Origin of the sequence: Chachezhania sediminis, from assembly GCF_009765275.1 — a bacterium.
GTDB lineage: Bacteria > Pseudomonadota > Alphaproteobacteria > Rhodobacterales > Rhodobacteraceae > Chachezhania > Chachezhania sediminis.
Genome location: NZ_VOPH01000005.1, coordinates 320,102 through 334,575, shown reverse-complemented (window position 1 = coordinate 334,575; position 14,474 = coordinate 320,102). Strand labels below are relative to the sequence as shown.

16 protein-coding genes are annotated in these 14,474 nt (G+C 67.5%); 7 read left to right on the top strand and 9 right to left on the bottom strand.

The features are described from left to right. Positions 1 to 442: 442 nt before the first annotated feature. The 3 genes from FQK05_RS17275 to ubiA all read right to left on the bottom strand — a co-directional run bounded on the left by FQK05_RS17275 (position 443) and on the right by ubiA (position 3,897). Entirely contained in the window at positions 443 to 775 is a 333-nt protein-coding gene (locus FQK05_RS17275) for a hypothetical protein (protein WP_158969115.1), read from the bottom strand. Then, entirely contained in the window at positions 772 to 2,829 is a 2,058-nt protein-coding gene (locus tag FQK05_RS17270) for an OmpA family protein (protein ID WP_158969113.1), read from the bottom strand. Before FQK05_RS17270 ends, FQK05_RS17275 begins: the two co-directional genes overlap by 4 nt. A gap of 75 nt (positions 2,830 to 2,904) precedes the next feature. Continuing rightward, complete coding sequence (ubiA, locus tag FQK05_RS17265; protein ID WP_158969111.1) at positions 2,905 to 3,897, bottom strand: 4-hydroxybenzoate octaprenyltransferase; 993 nt, start codon at positions 3,895 to 3,897, stop codon at positions 2,905 to 2,907. Positions 3,898 to 3,908: 11 nt separating this feature from the next. Here ubiA and FQK05_RS17260 point away from each other — a divergent pair, with 11 nt between their 5' ends. The 3 genes from FQK05_RS17260 to FQK05_RS17250 all read left to right on the top strand — a co-directional run bounded on the left by FQK05_RS17260 (position 3,909) and on the right by FQK05_RS17250 (position 6,897). Next, positions 3,909 to 4,631 carry a 16S rRNA (uracil(1498)-N(3))-methyltransferase gene (locus FQK05_RS17260; protein ID WP_158969109.1) on the top strand — a complete coding sequence of 241 codons (723 nt, stop codon included), beginning with the start codon at positions 3,909 to 3,911 and terminating at the stop codon, positions 4,629 to 4,631. Positions 4,632 to 4,713: 82 nt separating this feature from the next. Next, on the top strand, positions 4,714 to 5,253 hold the full coding sequence (locus tag FQK05_RS17255) for a hypothetical protein (RefSeq protein ID WP_158969107.1): 540 nt from the start codon (positions 4,714 to 4,716) through the stop codon (positions 5,251 to 5,253). A gap of 273 nt (positions 5,254 to 5,526) precedes the next feature. Continuing rightward, a complete protein-coding gene (locus tag FQK05_RS17250; RefSeq protein WP_158969105.1) occupies positions 5,527 to 6,897 on the top strand; it encodes a glutamate--cysteine ligase in 1,371 nt (456 codons plus the stop codon). Between the two features lie 135 nt (positions 6,898 to 7,032). Here FQK05_RS17250 and FQK05_RS17245 read toward each other — a convergent pair whose 3' ends face one another. The 6 genes from FQK05_RS17245 to FQK05_RS17220 form a co-directional block, all read right to left on the bottom strand. Next, positions 7,033 to 7,407: a DUF805 domain-containing protein gene (locus FQK05_RS17245; protein ID WP_158969103.1), complete on the bottom strand. Its 375-nt coding sequence runs from the start codon at positions 7,405 to 7,407 to the stop codon at positions 7,033 to 7,035. Between the two features lie 237 nt (positions 7,408 to 7,644). Further along, a complete protein-coding gene (gene plsY / locus FQK05_RS17240) occupies positions 7,645 to 8,250 on the bottom strand; it encodes a glycerol-3-phosphate 1-O-acyltransferase PlsY (protein WP_158969101.1) in 606 nt (201 codons plus the stop codon). After that, positions 8,247 to 9,563 carry a dihydroorotase gene (gene pyrC, locus FQK05_RS17235; RefSeq protein WP_158969099.1) on the bottom strand — a complete coding sequence of 439 codons (1,317 nt, stop codon included), beginning with the start codon at positions 9,561 to 9,563 and terminating at the stop codon, positions 8,247 to 8,249. Before pyrC ends, plsY begins: the two co-directional genes overlap by 4 nt. Further along, complete coding sequence (locus tag FQK05_RS17230; RefSeq protein WP_158969097.1) at positions 9,560 to 9,997, bottom strand: hypothetical protein; 438 nt, start codon at positions 9,995 to 9,997, stop codon at positions 9,560 to 9,562. Before FQK05_RS17230 ends, pyrC begins: the two co-directional genes overlap by 4 nt. A 27-nt stretch (positions 9,998 to 10,024) precedes the next feature. Continuing rightward, positions 10,025 to 10,582 (bottom strand): hypothetical protein, encoded by a 558-nt coding sequence (locus tag FQK05_RS17225; protein ID WP_158969096.1) that lies wholly within the window; start codon positions 10,580 to 10,582, stop codon positions 10,025 to 10,027. Then, complete coding sequence (locus tag FQK05_RS17220; protein WP_158969094.1) at positions 10,579 to 11,517, bottom strand: aspartate carbamoyltransferase catalytic subunit; 939 nt, start codon at positions 11,515 to 11,517, stop codon at positions 10,579 to 10,581. The genes FQK05_RS17225 and FQK05_RS17220 overlap by 4 nt, the downstream gene beginning before the upstream one ends. A gap of 258 nt (positions 11,518 to 11,775) precedes the next feature. On the opposite strand from FQK05_RS17220, the gene FQK05_RS17215 reads away from it, so the two are divergent. Genes FQK05_RS17215 through moaB form a run of 4 tightly spaced genes read left to right on the top strand, consistent with a single transcriptional unit; the run spans position 11,776 to position 14,361 of the window. Next, on the top strand, positions 11,776 to 12,573 hold the full coding sequence (locus tag FQK05_RS17215) for a uracil-DNA glycosylase (RefSeq protein WP_158969092.1): 798 nt from the start codon (positions 11,776 to 11,778) through the stop codon (positions 12,571 to 12,573). 42 nt (positions 12,574 to 12,615) lie between these two features. Continuing rightward, positions 12,616 to 13,215, top strand: a complete 600-nt coding sequence (locus tag FQK05_RS17210; RefSeq protein WP_158969090.1) for a metallophosphoesterase family protein — start codon at positions 12,616 to 12,618, stop codon at positions 13,213 to 13,215. Beyond that, positions 13,215 to 13,826: a LysE family translocator gene (locus FQK05_RS17205; protein WP_158969269.1), complete on the top strand. Its 612-nt coding sequence runs from the start codon at positions 13,215 to 13,217 to the stop codon at positions 13,824 to 13,826. Before FQK05_RS17210 ends, FQK05_RS17205 begins: the two co-directional genes overlap by 1 nt. A 1-nt stretch (position 13,827) precedes the next feature. Then, positions 13,828 to 14,361, top strand: coding sequence for a molybdenum cofactor biosynthesis protein B (moaB, locus tag FQK05_RS17200; RefSeq protein WP_158969088.1), 534 nt, complete (start codon positions 13,828 to 13,830; stop codon positions 14,359 to 14,361). Positions 14,362 to 14,474: the final 113 nt, after the last annotated feature.

The window sequence follows — 14,474 nt, the reverse complement described above, 5'->3', positions numbered from 1 at the left end:
TGAGGCACGCCGCGGGTGCCCCCCCCACCCGTGGACGCTTGCAGAACCGGACGAGGGGGCGGTGGGCAGGACCCGCGCTCGGGACAGGCTGACTGAGACCCAAGGCGGCCGTACGATTGCTTCAACGGATCTGGCGGGGGCGTGGACAAGACCGCGGAGATGCGGACAGCGCATTTCCGGACGTGGTGCCGAAATCTTCCGGCGCCCGTCGTCGCAGGCCGGCTGCCGAGCCGTCGGGAAGGGCTGCGTGCCGCTGTCCTGCTGTTCAACTGTTCACGGACTGAAACGTCTGGCTGGCGTGGAGGCTTCGGCTGCAGTTTCCGAGGGGCCGACCGCGGTGGTGCGATGCGATCAGTGGATCGCCGTGCCGTTATTGGGGCACGTGCGGTCCGGCGCGGAACCGACAGCCAAGGCCCGACTGGCTGCCGTTCCGACGGCGCGGTCAGGTGCCGCTCGGTTCCAGGTGCTCGATATAGGCGCGGAGTTCTTCGGCCTCGCGGCGGGCATCGCGCAGGCCGTCCATGGCCGCGGCCAGTTCGGCCTCGGTCTGGGTCAGCTGGTTGGTCAGCTCGGCCTCGCGCTGCTGCAGGTAGGTGATCGCCTGGTCACGGGTTTCTTCCGCCTCGTGCAGCTCCTGGCTCATCCGGTCCATTTCCGACAGGTCGTTCTGCCCGATGCGGGTGAATCGGTGCACCAGCCAATAGGCGAACCATCCGAGCAGGAAGGCCACGAAAAGGACGATCGCCGTCATCAGGATGAATTCGGTACGGTTCATTCTGTGACCTCCATCAGCTTGCCATCCTGGTTTTCTTCGTCCGCGTCCGCGGTGTCGTCAAGGTCGCCAGAGGGCATGTCGTCCATCCCGTCCGTCTCGCCGTCTGAGATTTCTTCGGACAAGTCGTCAGAAAGGTCGCCGTTCATGTCGTCTGTCGCCTCGGCCCCGTCGTTGACCATGTCCTCCTCGGACGCGTCCAGCGCGGTCTCGTCGACCGTCTCTTCGCCGTCATCGGCAGCCTCGGGTTCCGGACGGACGATCACGAAGTCGATCCGGCGGTTGGCCTCGCGCCCCTCGGCAGTGTCGTTGGACGCGATTGGGTTTTCTTCGCCATAGCCCACGGCGGTGTAGTTCGCCGTCAACAGGCGCCGCGCGCGCAGGTCGGCCAGGACGGCATCGGCGCGTTCCTGGCTCAGCTGCTTGTTCATCGTTTCGCGGCCCTGGCTGTCGGTGTGGCCCTGGATTTCCAGTGCCACGGGACCGCAGGCGGTCAGGATGTCGGCGACCCGGTTCAGCGTGGTGGCCGAATCCGCCGCGATCTTGGCGGAGCCGGGTTCGAACAGGATCTTCTCGTCATGCTGCACCTCGCGCAGCTGGGACGAGCATTCGGCCAGCGAATAGGGGTTGTCGGCCGTCTTCGGCGGTTCGCGATAGGTGATCTTCAGATCGTACTGCGCCTTGCCGCCCAGTTTTTCCGCGAACAGGCCGGCGATGGTGGCGGTGGCGTCCTCGTCGAAGCTGACGCCCGACAGCGCGATGGAATCGGGGGTGACGGCCAGGGCGCCATTTTCAAGATAGCCAAGGGCTTCCAGCCCCGACAGCACGCGCAGCGGCCAGTCGGGCGACAGGTCCGAGGTGATGCGGGTCGCGACGTGGACATTGCCGCTGCCGAACTGGGCGCGGGCGAAGCTGTCCACGGTTTCGCGCAGCAGCGCGTCGTTCACCCGGCCGCGCAGCTGCACCTGGCCTTCGGGGGACAGGGTGGCCACGAATTCCGGGATCTCTGCCGGACCGTCGACCTCGGGTTCGGGCAGGACGGCGTGCAAGGCAAAGACCGGGGGCAGGGCGGTTTGCAGTTCGCCCACCACATGGTCGAACCGGCTGGCATCGGTATTCTGCAGGGCCACCAGCGTGATGTCGGCGTCCGAGAAGGTGATCGAGCCGCCGCCCAGGTCGCGCAGGGCCCGCAGGCTTTTTTCAACCGCCTCGGCCCAGCGGGGCGAGGGCACGCCCATGCCGACAGTACAGTTGCGCCGGGCGGGGCCCGCGACCTCTTCCGCGACGCGCAGGATCTTGCGGCGGCCTTCTTCGGTCGCGGCGGAACAGGCGTCGAAACGGCCGCCGTCCTCGTCCATCAGGAAGCGCAGGGTGAAGGGCGTGATCACCGGGCGGGGGGCCGCGATGTCCAGCGCCACGCGGACATGCGCCGGGGCATCGCGCTTCAGTTCGCGCTCCAGTCTTGCCTTGTCGGCGGCGGACTGGGCGATGGCCGTCACCTCGATCACGCCATCGTTGACCGCCACCTTCGACCGGGGCAGCTTGGCCAGCGCGGAAACGGCGAAGGCCATCGAATCGTTCCAGTTTTCGGGGACTGGATAAGCCGCGGTTTCCAGCAGGTCCGTGACGGTGGCGGCACCGTCGATCTGGGACAGGCGGCCGATCAGGCCGGCACGGTCCGTGGCCGAAGGGATCAGCCCCACGACCGAGATGCCGCTTTCATTGCGCAGGATCTTGGCGGAAAACTTGGGCGGGGCGATGTCGGCTGCGGGCTTGACCGTCATGCGGTCGATCACCCTGGCCGGGTCGACAACCCCGCCGGCGACAGAGATCGCGTCGAAGCGTTCCGCCTCGTCCGGGGCAAGGCCGTGCAGGACCAGTTGCAGCCCGTTGGCATGGACCTCTGCCCAACCCAGATCCTCGAAATCCAATGCGTCGCGGGTCGCAATCTCGCTGCTGCGTTCGATCACCGTCACGGCAAAGCGGGCGGCGACCAGCGAAAGCCCTGCCGCGCAGATAAAAGCCCCTGCGACGATGGCGAGAGAAGAGATACGCATGTACCTGGATATCCTTTCCCGGCCTAGCCGTTCAGTCGGTGGGGTGTTTTAAGCCCTGCCGTCGCCGGGGGTCAATCACAGTGCCGCCGCCAACAGCAGCAGGATGAGCGGAATAAGGCCTGCATTCCGGTTCGACCTGAACAGCACCAGAAGCCCGTCCTGATCGTTGGGGTCGAAGCGCACCAGCTGCCAGACCATATGCGCGCCGAAGGCCAGCGGCGCGGCCATGGTCACGACGGTCTGCAGGGACGGGGCATCGGCGGGCAGCACCAGCCAGATCGTCAGCGCCATAAGGGCCACGCTGATCGCCAGGAAGGCGCGGAGCCACCGGGGACTGTGTTCGCCGAAGAGGCGGGCGGTGGACTTCACGCCGATCAGGGCGTCGTCCTCGGTATCCTGATGGGCATAGATCGTGTCGTAGAACAGCGTCCACGCGATGCCGGCGACATAGAGGATCAGCGACCGCGGATCGAAGGCGCCGGAATGGGCCGTCCAGGCCAGGATGGCGCCCCAGTTGAACGCAAGCCCAAGGAAGACCTGTGGCCACCAGGTGAAGCGCTTGGCGAAGGGATAGATCGTGACCGGCACCAGCGACAGGACGCCCAGGGCGATGGTCGGGGTGTTGAAGGTCAGCAGGATGCAGAAGGCCAGCAGCGACTGCGCGATGCCCCAGGCCAGCGCCTGTTTCGCGGTGACGGCGCCCGAGGGAATCGGGCGCGACCGGGTCCGCGCGACCGCTCCGTCGAAGTCGCGGTCGGTGATGTCGTTCCAGGTGCACCCCGCGCCGCGCATCAGCCAGGCGCCCATGCCACAGCCCAATGCGATCCACAGATCGCCCCAGCGTGGGTTGCCGCCGGCCAGCATGGCCAGGGCGATCCCCCACCAGCATGGCAGCAGCAGAAGCCATGTGCCGATCGGCCGGTCTGCCCGCGACAGGCGCAGATAGGGGCGGGTGGAAGCCGGCGCCAGCGTGTCGACCCAGTTGCCGCCGACCGCATCTGCGACCGCATCCGCAACACCGTGCACGCGAAGCGACGGATCGGCTGGTTTCGGACCGGTGGCAGGCATATGTAGGCTCCATGGCATCGACGGTCAGACTGTATGTAGATCACCCGCTGGGGCAGGGGCAATCGGTTCCCCTGTCACAGCCTCAGGCGCATTACCTGTTCGGGGTGATGCGGCTGACGGTCGGTGTGTCCGTGGAACTGTTCAACGGACAGGACGGCGAATGGCGGGCCGAGGTGGTCGAGGCCGGCAAGCGCGGCGGGGCGCTGGACTGCGTGGAGCAGCTGCGCCCGCTTCAGATGCCGCCGGACCTGTGGCTGTGCTTTGCGCCGGTGAAGAAGGCCCGGACCGACTTCATCGTCGAAAAGGCGGTGGAAATGGGGGTGCGCCGCATCCAGCCCATGCAGACGCTGCACACCAATTCCGAACGGATCCGGCAGGACCGGCTGCAGGCCCATGCGGTCGAGGCAGCCGAACAATGCGGCGCGACCTTTGTTCCGGACGTGGCAGAGCTGATTCGCATGGACCGGCTGCTGGACCAGTGGCCTGCCGACAGGCGCCTGCTGTTCTGCGACGAGACCGCGGCGGGGCAGGGACTTTCGCTGCCGGACCGCGATGGCAGTCCCTGGGCGATCCTGATCGGCCCCGAAGGCGGTTTTGCCGAGGCGGAACGTGCGCGGCTGAGCCGCTTGCCATTGGCCCATCCCGTGGCGCTGGGCCCGCGCATCCTGCGGGCCGATACGGCGGCGGTGGCGGCGTTGACGCTGTGGCAGTCCCGGCTGGGGGACTGGACATGATCTTTCGGTCCTGCAGGGATGTTTCGTGGCCCGTGTCCGCATCTGTCGTGGCAGGACAGGGCCGCATGAGGGGGACCGGGCAATGAGCTTCATCCGACCCGAGGCGCAGGAAGCGCTGCGGCGCTGGCGCTTCGCGCTGAGCGGTGCGGCCCTGGCCGCCCTTGGCGTCTATTGCAGTCTTGGCTTTGGCGGCCTTGTGGGCTGGATCGGCTGGCCTCTGGCGGGTGCCGGGGTGGCGCTGGGCGTCGTGGGCATCCAGCGCGCGCGCTTCGACACCGGCCATGATGGCCCCGGCGTGGTCGAGATCGACGAGGGCGAGATCACCTATTATGGCCCCCTGAACGGCGGATCCGTGTCCACGGGCGAGATCGAACGGCTGATTCTCGACCCGACGTCGCGGCCGCCCTGCTGGGTGATGGTGGACCGCGCAAACGGGATCCTTCAGGTGCCGGTCAATGCCGACGGCGCGGACGAGCTTTTCGAGGCGTTCGCGGCGCTGCCGGGGCTGCGCACCTCGCGCCTTCTCAGCGAACTCAGGTCCGGGATGGAGCGCAAGGGCGGTATCCCGACGGTGATCTGGGAGCGCCATGCCGAAACGGTGGACCGGCGGCGGCTGAACTGAGCCGGGACGCGCCGTGCAGATTGCGTGGCGTGCGTGACCGGTTTGCGGGCAGGCCCCTTGGATTTTCCTGCGGGGCATGGGAACGGAGCGCGCGGCAGAGCGGCGCATCGCCCCGGACCGATGACGCATTTCTGGCAGGCCGATGGCGCATTGCGCGTAGGCCATCCTCGCCGCGCGCGCAGGGATGTGCGCAGGCCCGCACCGATCCGCGCTTGACACCCCCCTGCCGGGAAGTCACCCATGGCCTCGACAGTGACTGCGGAAGGTGAAGCGATGTCCATTCCCCAATCCGGCGGCGGTCCGATCGAGAATCGCGCCCAGCTGGCCGAATATCTGGAAGCGGGCTGCAAGCCGAAGGCCGACTGGCGGATCGGGACCGAACACGAGAAGTTCGGCTATTGCCGCGACAGCCTGAAGCCGCTTCCCTATGAAGGCGAACGGTCGATCCTGGCGGTGCTGGAAGCGCTGCGGGACAACCACGGCTGGGACCCGCTGACCGAAGGCGGCAACCTGATCGGGCTGACCAAGGACGGCGCCAACATCTCGCTGGAACCGGGCGGGCAGCTGGAACTGTCGGGCGCCCCGCTGGAAACGATCCACGAGACCTGCGACGAGGTGAACAGCCACCTGGCGCAGGTGAAGGACATCGCCGACAAGATCGGCGTGGGCTTCATCGGTCTGGGTGCTGCGCCGCAGTGGATGCATGAAGACATGCCGCTGATGCCCAAGGGGCGCTACAAGCTGATGGATGCCTACATGCAGAAGGTGGGCACCACGGGGCAGATCATGATGCGCCGGACCTGCACCGTGCAGGTGAACCTCGACTTCGGGTCCGAGGCCGACATGGTGCAGAAGATGCGCGTGGCGCTGGCGCTGCAGCCGGTGGCCAATGCGCTGTTCGGCACCTCGCCCTTCTTCGAGAACAAGCTGAACGGATACAAAAGCTGGCGCGGCTATGTCTGGCAGCACCTGGATGCGGCGCGGACTGGCATGCTGCCCTTCGTCTTCGACGAGGGCTTCGGGTTCGAGGCCTGGGTGGAATACGCGCTCGATGTACCGATGTACTTCGTCTACCGCGATGGCAAGTATATCGACGCGCTGGGCCAGTCCTTCCGGGACTTCATGGATGGCAAGCTGCCGGCCCTGCCGGGCGAGACGCCGACCCTGTCGGACTGGGCGGACCACCTGACCACGATCTTCCCCGAGGCACGGCTGAAGAAGTTTATCGAGATGCGCGGTGCCGATGGTGGCCCGTGGCGCAGGCTCTGTGCGCTGCCTGCCTTCTGGGTCGGGCTGATGTACGACCAGGGAACGCTGGATGCGGCCTGGGACATGGTCAAGGACTGGGATGCGGAAACCCGCGAGGGCCTGCGCCAGGCCGCGGCCAAGGACGGGCTGAAGGGCGAGGCCGGCGGTCTCAAGCTTCTCGACATCGCGCGTCAGGCCGTGGCGCTGTCGGATGCCGGGCTGAAGGCCCGGGCGCGGACCGGTGCCGGCGGGCTGATCCCGGACGAGACGCATTTCCTGGATACGCTGAAGGAAAGCGTCGAAAGCGGCCAGGCCCAGGCGGACGAGATGCTGGAGCGTTACGCGGGCGACTGGGGCGGCGACCTGACCCGCGTCTACTCCGACTACAGCTACTGACCTGCAGGTCGCGGTGGGCGAAGGCGCTTTCTGCAAGCGCCTTCCCCGGTCAGGTCTTCGGGCGATGGTCCTGAACGGCCGGATGGAAGAAGGGCGCTTGAAGAAAGTGCCTTGCGCCGGTCCTTGCCGGTGGTCTCAGCCGTTCAACCACTCGTCGCCGAAGCGGTTCGGGCCGGGCGTGCCGGGCTTGGTCCAGAACACGATCAGCACGATGATCCCGATCACGGGGATAAGGCCCAGCAGCAACCACCAGCCGGTGCGGTCCGTGTCGTGCAGGCGTCGGACGCTGACCGCGAGACCGGGAATGAAGCTCGCCAGCCCGTAGAGATTCGACAAGGGGTGGACGGGGCCGCTCATCGTAAAGCCCAGAACCTGAGCGTCTATGATCCCCAGGACCACCCCTGCGATGACGTTGAACAGTGCGAACCACCAGAATTCGGGCCGCGACGAGCGGCCGCTGAATTCGAAGTACCGAGAATAGACCTGCCTGACGGCAGTCGGCAATGTCATCATGATTTTCCCCAATGTCTTGCCTTGAAATAGTCGAGGAATTCCCCGTGGCGCGCGCGCAATCTAGGGGAGAGATGCGCTTCGCGAAACGGCAAAAGGATGCGACTGTGGAGATTTGGTACGGTAAAGAAGCAATTCTGTGCGGCTGGGGGTAGATGCGGCAAGGGCCGGGCAACCGGCGCATTGCCGAGGGCAATCTGTCGGCTGTTGCGCGCCGTCTTCGTCCGCCCGGTTCGCTCAGCCGCCGATCCGGGGCTCCGTCCCCGACCGCAGGCGCGAGATGTTCTCGTGGTGCCGCCAGTAGACCAGCGCGGCCAGGATCGCCCCCAGCGCCAGCGTGTCCGACCGGCCGAAGACCGGGGCCCAGACCAGGGCGCTGGCAACCGCCGCCAGTGCACCCAGCGACGAGACCCGGGTGACCAGCGCCGCGATCGCCCAGGTGGCACAGCAGGCCAGGCCCACGGGCCAAGCCAGCGCCAGCCAGACGCCCAGGAAGGTCGCCACGCCCTTGCCGCCCTTGAACATCAGCCAGACCGGATAGCAATGGCCCAGCATGGCGGCCAGCGCGGCCGCCTGGGCGGCTTCCTCGCCCGCGAACCAGCGCGCGGCCAGAACCGCCACCGCACCCTTCAGGCCGTCCAGCAGCAGCGTCGCCGCGGCGGCCGCCTTGTTGCCGGTGCGAAGGACGTTGGTTGCGCCGATATTGCCCGATCCGATCTCGCGCAGGTTGCCAAGGTTCATGGCGCGCGTCAGAAGCAGGCCGAAGGGGATGGACCCCAGCCCGTAGGCGATGACGGCCCAAAGCGCGATGATCGGCAGCGGTGTATCGAAACTCGGTATCATGCCCGGCGCCAGACCTCTTGTCCCCCGACCCAGGTGCCCAGCACCCGGCCCTGCATCCGTTGTTCGTCATAAGGCGTATTCAGCGATTTCGACTTCAGCGTATAGCGGTCCATCACGAAGGGAATGTCCGGATCGAACAGCACCAGATCCGCGGGCGCGCCCGATGCAAGCCGGCCACAGGGCAGGCCCAGCCGTTTTGCCGGGTTCGCCGACAGGGCGCGGAACAGCTGCGCCAGGGTCAGGTCCCGGGAATGGTAGAGTCGTAGTGCGGCGGGCAGCAGCGTTTCCAGGCCCACGGCGCCGCTGGCGGCTTCCTCGAAGGGCAGGCGCTTGCTTTCCTCGTCCTGGGGGGAGTGCATCGAACAGATGATGTCGATCAGCCCGGATCCCACTGCCTCGACCGCGGCGCGGCGGTCGTCTTCGGACCGCAAGGGCGGCGTCAGCTTGAAGAAGGTGCGATAGTCGGCGACGTCCAGTTCGTTCAGCGTCAGGTGATGGACAGAAATGCCGGCAGTGATGTCCAGCCCGTTGGCCTTGGCGCGTTCCAGCGCGGGCAGGGCGCGGGCGGTGGTGATCTGGTCGGCGTGATAGCGCGCGCCAGTCATCTCGATCACGGCGATGTCGCGGTCCAGCCCCATCCGCTCGGCCATGGGGGACACGGCGGGAAGACCGCGCAGCGACGCGAACTTGCCCGAGGTCACGACGGCGCCCTTCGACAGGATCGGCTCCTGCGGGTGGCCGATAACCAACGCGCCAAGCGAGCGCGCATAGGTCAGGGCGCGGGAAAAGACCTTGGTGTCGGCCACGACGCGGGCACAATCGGTGAAGGCCACGGCGCCGGCATCCATCAGGAAGCCGATTTCGGTCATTTCCCGGCCCTGCCGGCCCTTGGTCAGGGCGGCCATGGCCAGCACCCGCACCGGCGTTTCCGCCTGCGCGCGGCGGGTGACGAATTCCAGCGTTTCCGGGTTGTCGATGGCGGGCTGGGTGTCGGGCCGGGTGACCATGGTCGTCACACCGCCCGCGGCCGCGGCCTGACCGGCGGACTTGTAGCTTTCCTTGTGCCGTTCCCCGGGCTCTCCGACCTTCACGCCGATATCGACGATCCCCGGCGCCAGACAGGCGCCGCGGCAGTCGACCACTTCGGCCGACAGGCCCCGTTCGCGGGCGATGTCGGCGGCGGGGGCGTCGGCGGGCAGGATCCCCACGATCCGCCCGTCCGAGACCAGCAGATGCCCGGTCCGGCCGTTGGCGTCGTCGGAACAGGCCTCCGGGTCGATCAGGCGGGCGTTGGAAAAGATCAGGTCGGTCATTCCACGCCTCGCATGGTTCGGTGTCGTTGGGTCAGCCGGTCTGTGACCGCCTTCGGGTCGGCCTGGTATCGGATCAGGTACTTGTTCCCGTCGGTCGTGATGACCTGCACCATGTGCCCGGCGGACCGGACCGTTTCGATCCGGTCCAGGTGCAGGCGTGTGTCGCCGGGGCCGGTCAGGGTGTCGCCCTGCAGGTGCCATTCGGCGGACAGTTCGTCTGACGCCAGATACCAGCCCCGCAGCGCGATGGCGGCCAGCCCGCCAATTGCGCCGGTCCATATGTAGGGGCTGTCCATCATCCACAGGACCGCCATGCCGCCGGCCATTGCAAGGGCCGCCAGCCAGGCCTGGGCCCGGATATAGGTCGACCGGTCCGGCGCGAAGCGCGCGCCCGCGGGCGCGGCGGCCTGCGGTTCTGGTCCGGCGTCGGTCATCTGGGTGTCTTCCCGGTCACGACATCCTCACAGGAAATGGGTGGCCAGCGTCACCAGCGCGATCAGCAGGCCCAACGACAGGATCAGCAGTGCGATCCCCGCCTCGCGGGATGTCTTGCGACGGGTGCGGGGCGCCTCGCGCGCCGGCGCGCCGCCGGGGCGGGCGCTTTCGAAGTCGGGCATCGGTTCCGCCCCGGCCGCGGGGGGCTCGGTGAAGAAGGCCACCGGCACAACGCCTGCATGCAGGGTCAGGTCTGCTGGCTTGCCCCCGAAAGCGCGCGAGCGGACGATCATCACCGCGCCGTCCAGCGCGTTCAGCCGCGGGGCGGCCTCGGCCACCTGCTCCTCGGGCACGCCGCAGCCGTCGACGAGGTAGCCGGCAATGCCCACTTCCTCCAGGTCCCTGACCTGGAAGATGTCGACCTGTGCGCGGTCCAGTTCCGCCACGCCCAGCACCTGTTCCAGGGCCCCGGGTTCCGACAGGAAACGGACCTGTTCGGCCGGCATCTGCAGCGCATAGACGCGGATCGCGCCGGCCTCGAAGGCCGCGACATGGGTCATCTCGGGTGTCATGGGATCGGTCATGCGGCTTCGGCCCTCAGGTTGCGGGCCAGAAGGTCCATCGCGGCCATGCGCACGGCCACGCCCATTTCGACCTGGTCCTGGATCACCGACCGGTTGATGTCGTCGGCGATGGTGCCGTCGATTTCCACGCCCCGGTTCATCGGGCCCGGGTGCATGACGATGGCGTCGGGTTTAGCCAGCGCCAGCTTGTCCCGGTCCAGCCCGTAGCGGTGGAAGTACTCGCGTTCCGACGGGATGAAGCCGCCGTCCATCCGTTCCTTCTGAAGCCGCAGCATCATGACGACATCGGCGTCCTTCAGGCCTTCGCGCATGTCGTCATAGACTTCGACACCGAACTCGCCGATGCCCGACGGCATCAGGGTGGGGGGGCCGATCAGGCGGATACGGTTTTCCATCTTGCCCAGCAGCAGCAGATTTGACCGGGCGACGCGCGAATGGGCGATGTCGCCGCAGATCGCGATCACCAGCCGGTGAAGCCGCCCCTTGGCGCGGCGGATCGTCAGCGCGTCCAGCAGCGCCTGCGTCGGGTGTTCGTGCCGCCCGTCGCCCGCGTTCAGGACGGCGCAGTTGACCTTCTGCGCCAGCAGCGCCACGGCGCCGGAATGCGGATGCCGTACGACCAGAAGGTCGGGGCGCATGGCGTTCAGCGTCAGGGCCGTGTCGATCAGCGTCTCGCCCTTTTTGATCGACGAGGCCTGCATCGCCATGTTCATCACGTCGGCGCCCAGTCGTTGCCCGGCCAGTTCGAAACTGGCCTGGGTGCGGGTCGAGTTCTCGAAGAACATGTTGATCTGGGTCAGGCCGGACAGAGCGTCGGAGTGTTTCCCGCGGCTGCGCGAGAGGTCGACATAGGTTTCGGCCAGATCGAGAAGGGCGACGATGTCCCGCGGGGCGAGCTGTTCGATGCCGAGAAGGTGGCGGTGGGGAAAGCTCATGTCCTGTCCTGGCTGTAGTGGCCCAAGCGGCGGGATGGGTCGCGGGCGTTATAGGAAGGGGGCCGTTCTGCGTAAAGGGCATGAAGGTCCCAGGCGGCACGCCGCCGCGAATCCGCGCCCAGGCCAGTCCACCCCGTCCGGATCCGGAACGGATCCGCCCAACCCGTCCGACGCGCGCGCCGCTGCGGGACCGGTGCTTCCGCCCCCTGCGCGGGTCCGGCCCTTTCGGCGGACGGAGGAGGGGGGTACTCTGCCGGCATGGAATCGTCCGTCTCCCTCTCTCTCGACCTCGACCCGGCCGCCGCGCTGGCGCTGCTGGACTGGCAGATCGAACTGGGGGCCACCGATGCCATCGGCGATGTGCCGGTGAACCGCTATGAACTGGAAGCCGCGGCCCCCCGTCCGGTGCGCGAAGCCGCCGCCGCGAAGGCGGCCGCCCCGGTGCCGCTCCCGATCCCGGAAGAAGACCCGGTGGAGGTCGCCCGGACCATGGCCGCCGGCGCCCAGACCCTGGCCGAACTGAAGGTCGCCCTGGGGGCCTTCGACCATTGCAGCCTGAAGGCCGGGGCCAACAGCCTTGTCTTTTCGGACGGGGTGGCCGGATCGCCGGTGATGATCATCGGCGAGGCGCCGGGCCGGGACGAGGACCGGCAGGGCAAGCCTTTCGTCGGCCGCGCCGGCCAGCTTCTGGACCGCATGCTGGCCGAGATCGGTATGAGCCGCACCGAAAACGTCTATATCACCAATGTCCTGCCGTGGCGGCCGCCGCAGAACCGCGATCCCGAACCGCAGGAACGGGCGATGATGAAGCCTTTCCTGGAGCGCCATGTCGTGCTGGCCAGGCCCAGGGTGCTGGTCCTGATGGGCAATATCAGCCTGGAAACGGTGCTGGGCCGCAAGGGCATCACCCGCATGCGCGGCACCTGGGACGAGGCCTGGGGCCTGCCGGTCCTGCCGATGTTCCATCCGGCCTTCCTGCTGCGCCAGCCGGCGCAGAAACGGCAGGCCTGGGCCGACCTTTTGTCGCTGAAGGCGCGCCTTGCGTCCGGCGGATAACGGGCGGATGACAGTCCAAACGGTGCCTCTGGAAGGATGACGATGAAGATCCTGGCCTTTTCCGACCTTCACCTGGCGCGCGCCCGCGCCGCCGATCTGGTTGCCGCCAGCGCGGATGCCGACCTGGTCATCGGCGCCGGCGACTTCTGCAACATGCGGCAGGGCCTGACCGACGCGATGGAACTGCTGGAAGGGATCGAGGCGCCGATGGTCGTGGTTCCCGGCAATGCCGAAAGCCTGGCCGAGCTGAAGGCTGCCGCCTTCGACGGGATGAAGGTCCTGCATGGCTCCGGGACCGAGGTCGGGGGGCTGAAGATCTTCGGTCTGGGCTACGCCGTGCCGCGCACGCCCTTCGGGCAGTGGTCCTGCGACCTGGACGAGGACGAGGCCGAGGCGATGTTGGCCAGGTGCGACGCCGCCGACCTGCTGGTCTTCCACTCGCCGCCCAAGGGAATCGCCGACGTGACCGGCACCGGCCTGTCGATCGGATCGACGTCGGTTTATGCGGCCATCGAACGGATCCAGCCGAAACTGGCGGTCTGCGGTCATATCCACGACTGCTGGGGCAAGGAAGGCACCATCGGCGCGACCCGCGTCGTGAACCTGGGCCCCACGGTGAACTGGTTCGAGATCGCCAGGTGATCGTCGAGCCCTTGACCCTTCTGGCCTTCGTGCCGGCGGCGCTGGCGCTGAACCTGACGCCAGGGGCCGACATGATGTTCTGCATGGGGCAGGGCTTGCAGCACGGACGCCGTGCGGCCTGGGCGGCCAGTGCCGGGATTTCCGCAGGGTCATCCATCCACGTGACACTGGCAGGGCTGGGGCTGGGCGCCGTCGTCGCGGCGCAGCCCTGGCTGTTCGACGTGATCCGCTGGGCCGGCGTGGCCTATCTTCTGTGGCTGGCGGCGCAATCCCTGCGGGCCGGGCCGGTGCGACCGACCACGCGCGGGGGCGACCATGCCTTCCGCGACGGGCTGGTGGTGAACCTGACCAATCCCAAGGTCATCCTGTTCGTGCTGGCCTTCATCCCGCAATTCGTCAGCCCCGATCACCCGGTCCTGCCGCAGTTCCTGGTCTATGGCGCGGTGCTGGGGCTGGGCGGTTTCATCGTCAACGGTCTGGTCGGCGTCTTTGCCGGCAGCATCGGCCGGCGGCTGGCGGGCAATGAAGGCGTGTCCCGCTGGCTGGGCCGGATCAGCGCCGGCATCTTTGGCGCGCTTGCCCTGCGCCTGGCCCTGATGGAGCGTGCATGACATGACCACGACCCGAGAGTTCATTCCCGTCCGGATCGCGGTACTGACCGTTTCCGACACCCGCAGCCTGGACGAAGACCGCTCCGGCCAGGTGCTGGTCGACCGGATCGAGGCCGCGGGCCACGTGATCGCCGCGCGAACCATCCTGCGGGACGAACGGACCGAGATCGCGGACCAGCTGCGCGCCTGGGTGGCGGATCCCGATATCGACGTCGTGATTTCCACCGGCGGGACCGGGCTGACGGGGCGCGACGTGACGGTCGAGGCGCATCGCGATGTCTATGAAAAGGAGATCGACGCCTTCGGTACGGTCTTCACCATCGTGTCGATGCAGAAGATCGGCACCTCGGCCGTGCAAAGCCGCGCGACCGGCGGCGTGGCGGGGGGAACCTACCTCTTTGCACTGCCGGGCAGCCCGGGGGCCTGCAAGGACGCCTGGGACGAGATCCTGGTCAAACAGCTCGACTATCGGCACATGCCCTGCAACTTCGTCGAGATCTTCCCGCGCCTGGAAGAAGGGCAGCGCCGGAAATAGGCCTGTGGGCCTCCGCTTATGACAAATCCGTGATCTCGCGTCGGAACTTTAGGGTTCGACCGTATCATCCGGAAAGATCCCGAATATGCCGCGTTGCCGTCGCGGTCCTGTGG

Coding starts and splice junctions, on each gene's coding strand:
- FQK05_RS17220 (WP_158969094.1), bottom strand. CDS start 11,517: ATGAGCTTTCCCCACCGCCACCTTCTCGGCATCGAACAGCTCGCCCCG.
- FQK05_RS17250 (WP_158969105.1), top strand. CDS start 5,527: ATGTCCATTCCCCAATCCGGCGGCGGTCCGATCGAGAATCGCGCCCAG.
- FQK05_RS17230 (WP_158969097.1), bottom strand. CDS start 9,997: ATGACCGACGCCGGACCAGAACCGCAGGCCGCCGCGCCCGCGGGCGCG.
- FQK05_RS17210 (WP_158969090.1), top strand. CDS start 12,616: ATGAAGATCCTGGCCTTTTCCGACCTTCACCTGGCGCGCGCCCGCGCC.
- FQK05_RS17215 (WP_158969092.1), top strand. CDS start 11,776: ATGGAATCGTCCGTCTCCCTCTCTCTCGACCTCGACCCGGCCGCCGCG.
- FQK05_RS17245 (WP_158969103.1), bottom strand. CDS start 7,407: ATGACATTGCCGACTGCCGTCAGGCAGGTCTATTCTCGGTACTTCGAA.
- FQK05_RS17225 (WP_158969096.1), bottom strand. CDS start 10,582: ATGACCGATCCCATGACACCCGAGATGACCCATGTCGCGGCCTTCGAG.
- plsY (WP_158969101.1), bottom strand. CDS start 8,250: ATGATACCGAGTTTCGATACACCGCTGCCGATCATCGCGCTTTGGGCC.
- FQK05_RS17260 (WP_158969109.1), top strand. CDS start 3,909: ATGGCATCGACGGTCAGACTGTATGTAGATCACCCGCTGGGGCAGGGG.
- ubiA (WP_158969111.1), bottom strand. CDS start 3,897: ATGCCTGCCACCGGTCCGAAACCAGCCGATCCGTCGCTTCGCGTGCAC.
- FQK05_RS17270 (WP_158969113.1), bottom strand. CDS start 2,829: ATGCGTATCTCTTCTCTCGCCATCGTCGCAGGGGCTTTTATCTGCGCG.
- pyrC (WP_158969099.1), bottom strand. CDS start 9,563: ATGACCGACCTGATCTTTTCCAACGCCCGCCTGATCGACCCGGAGGCC.
- FQK05_RS17255 (WP_158969107.1), top strand. CDS start 4,714: ATGAGCTTCATCCGACCCGAGGCGCAGGAAGCGCTGCGGCGCTGGCGC.
- moaB (WP_158969088.1), top strand. CDS start 13,828: ATGACCACGACCCGAGAGTTCATTCCCGTCCGGATCGCGGTACTGACC.
- FQK05_RS17275 (WP_158969115.1), bottom strand. CDS start 775: ATGAACCGTACCGAATTCATCCTGATGACGGCGATCGTCCTTTTCGTG.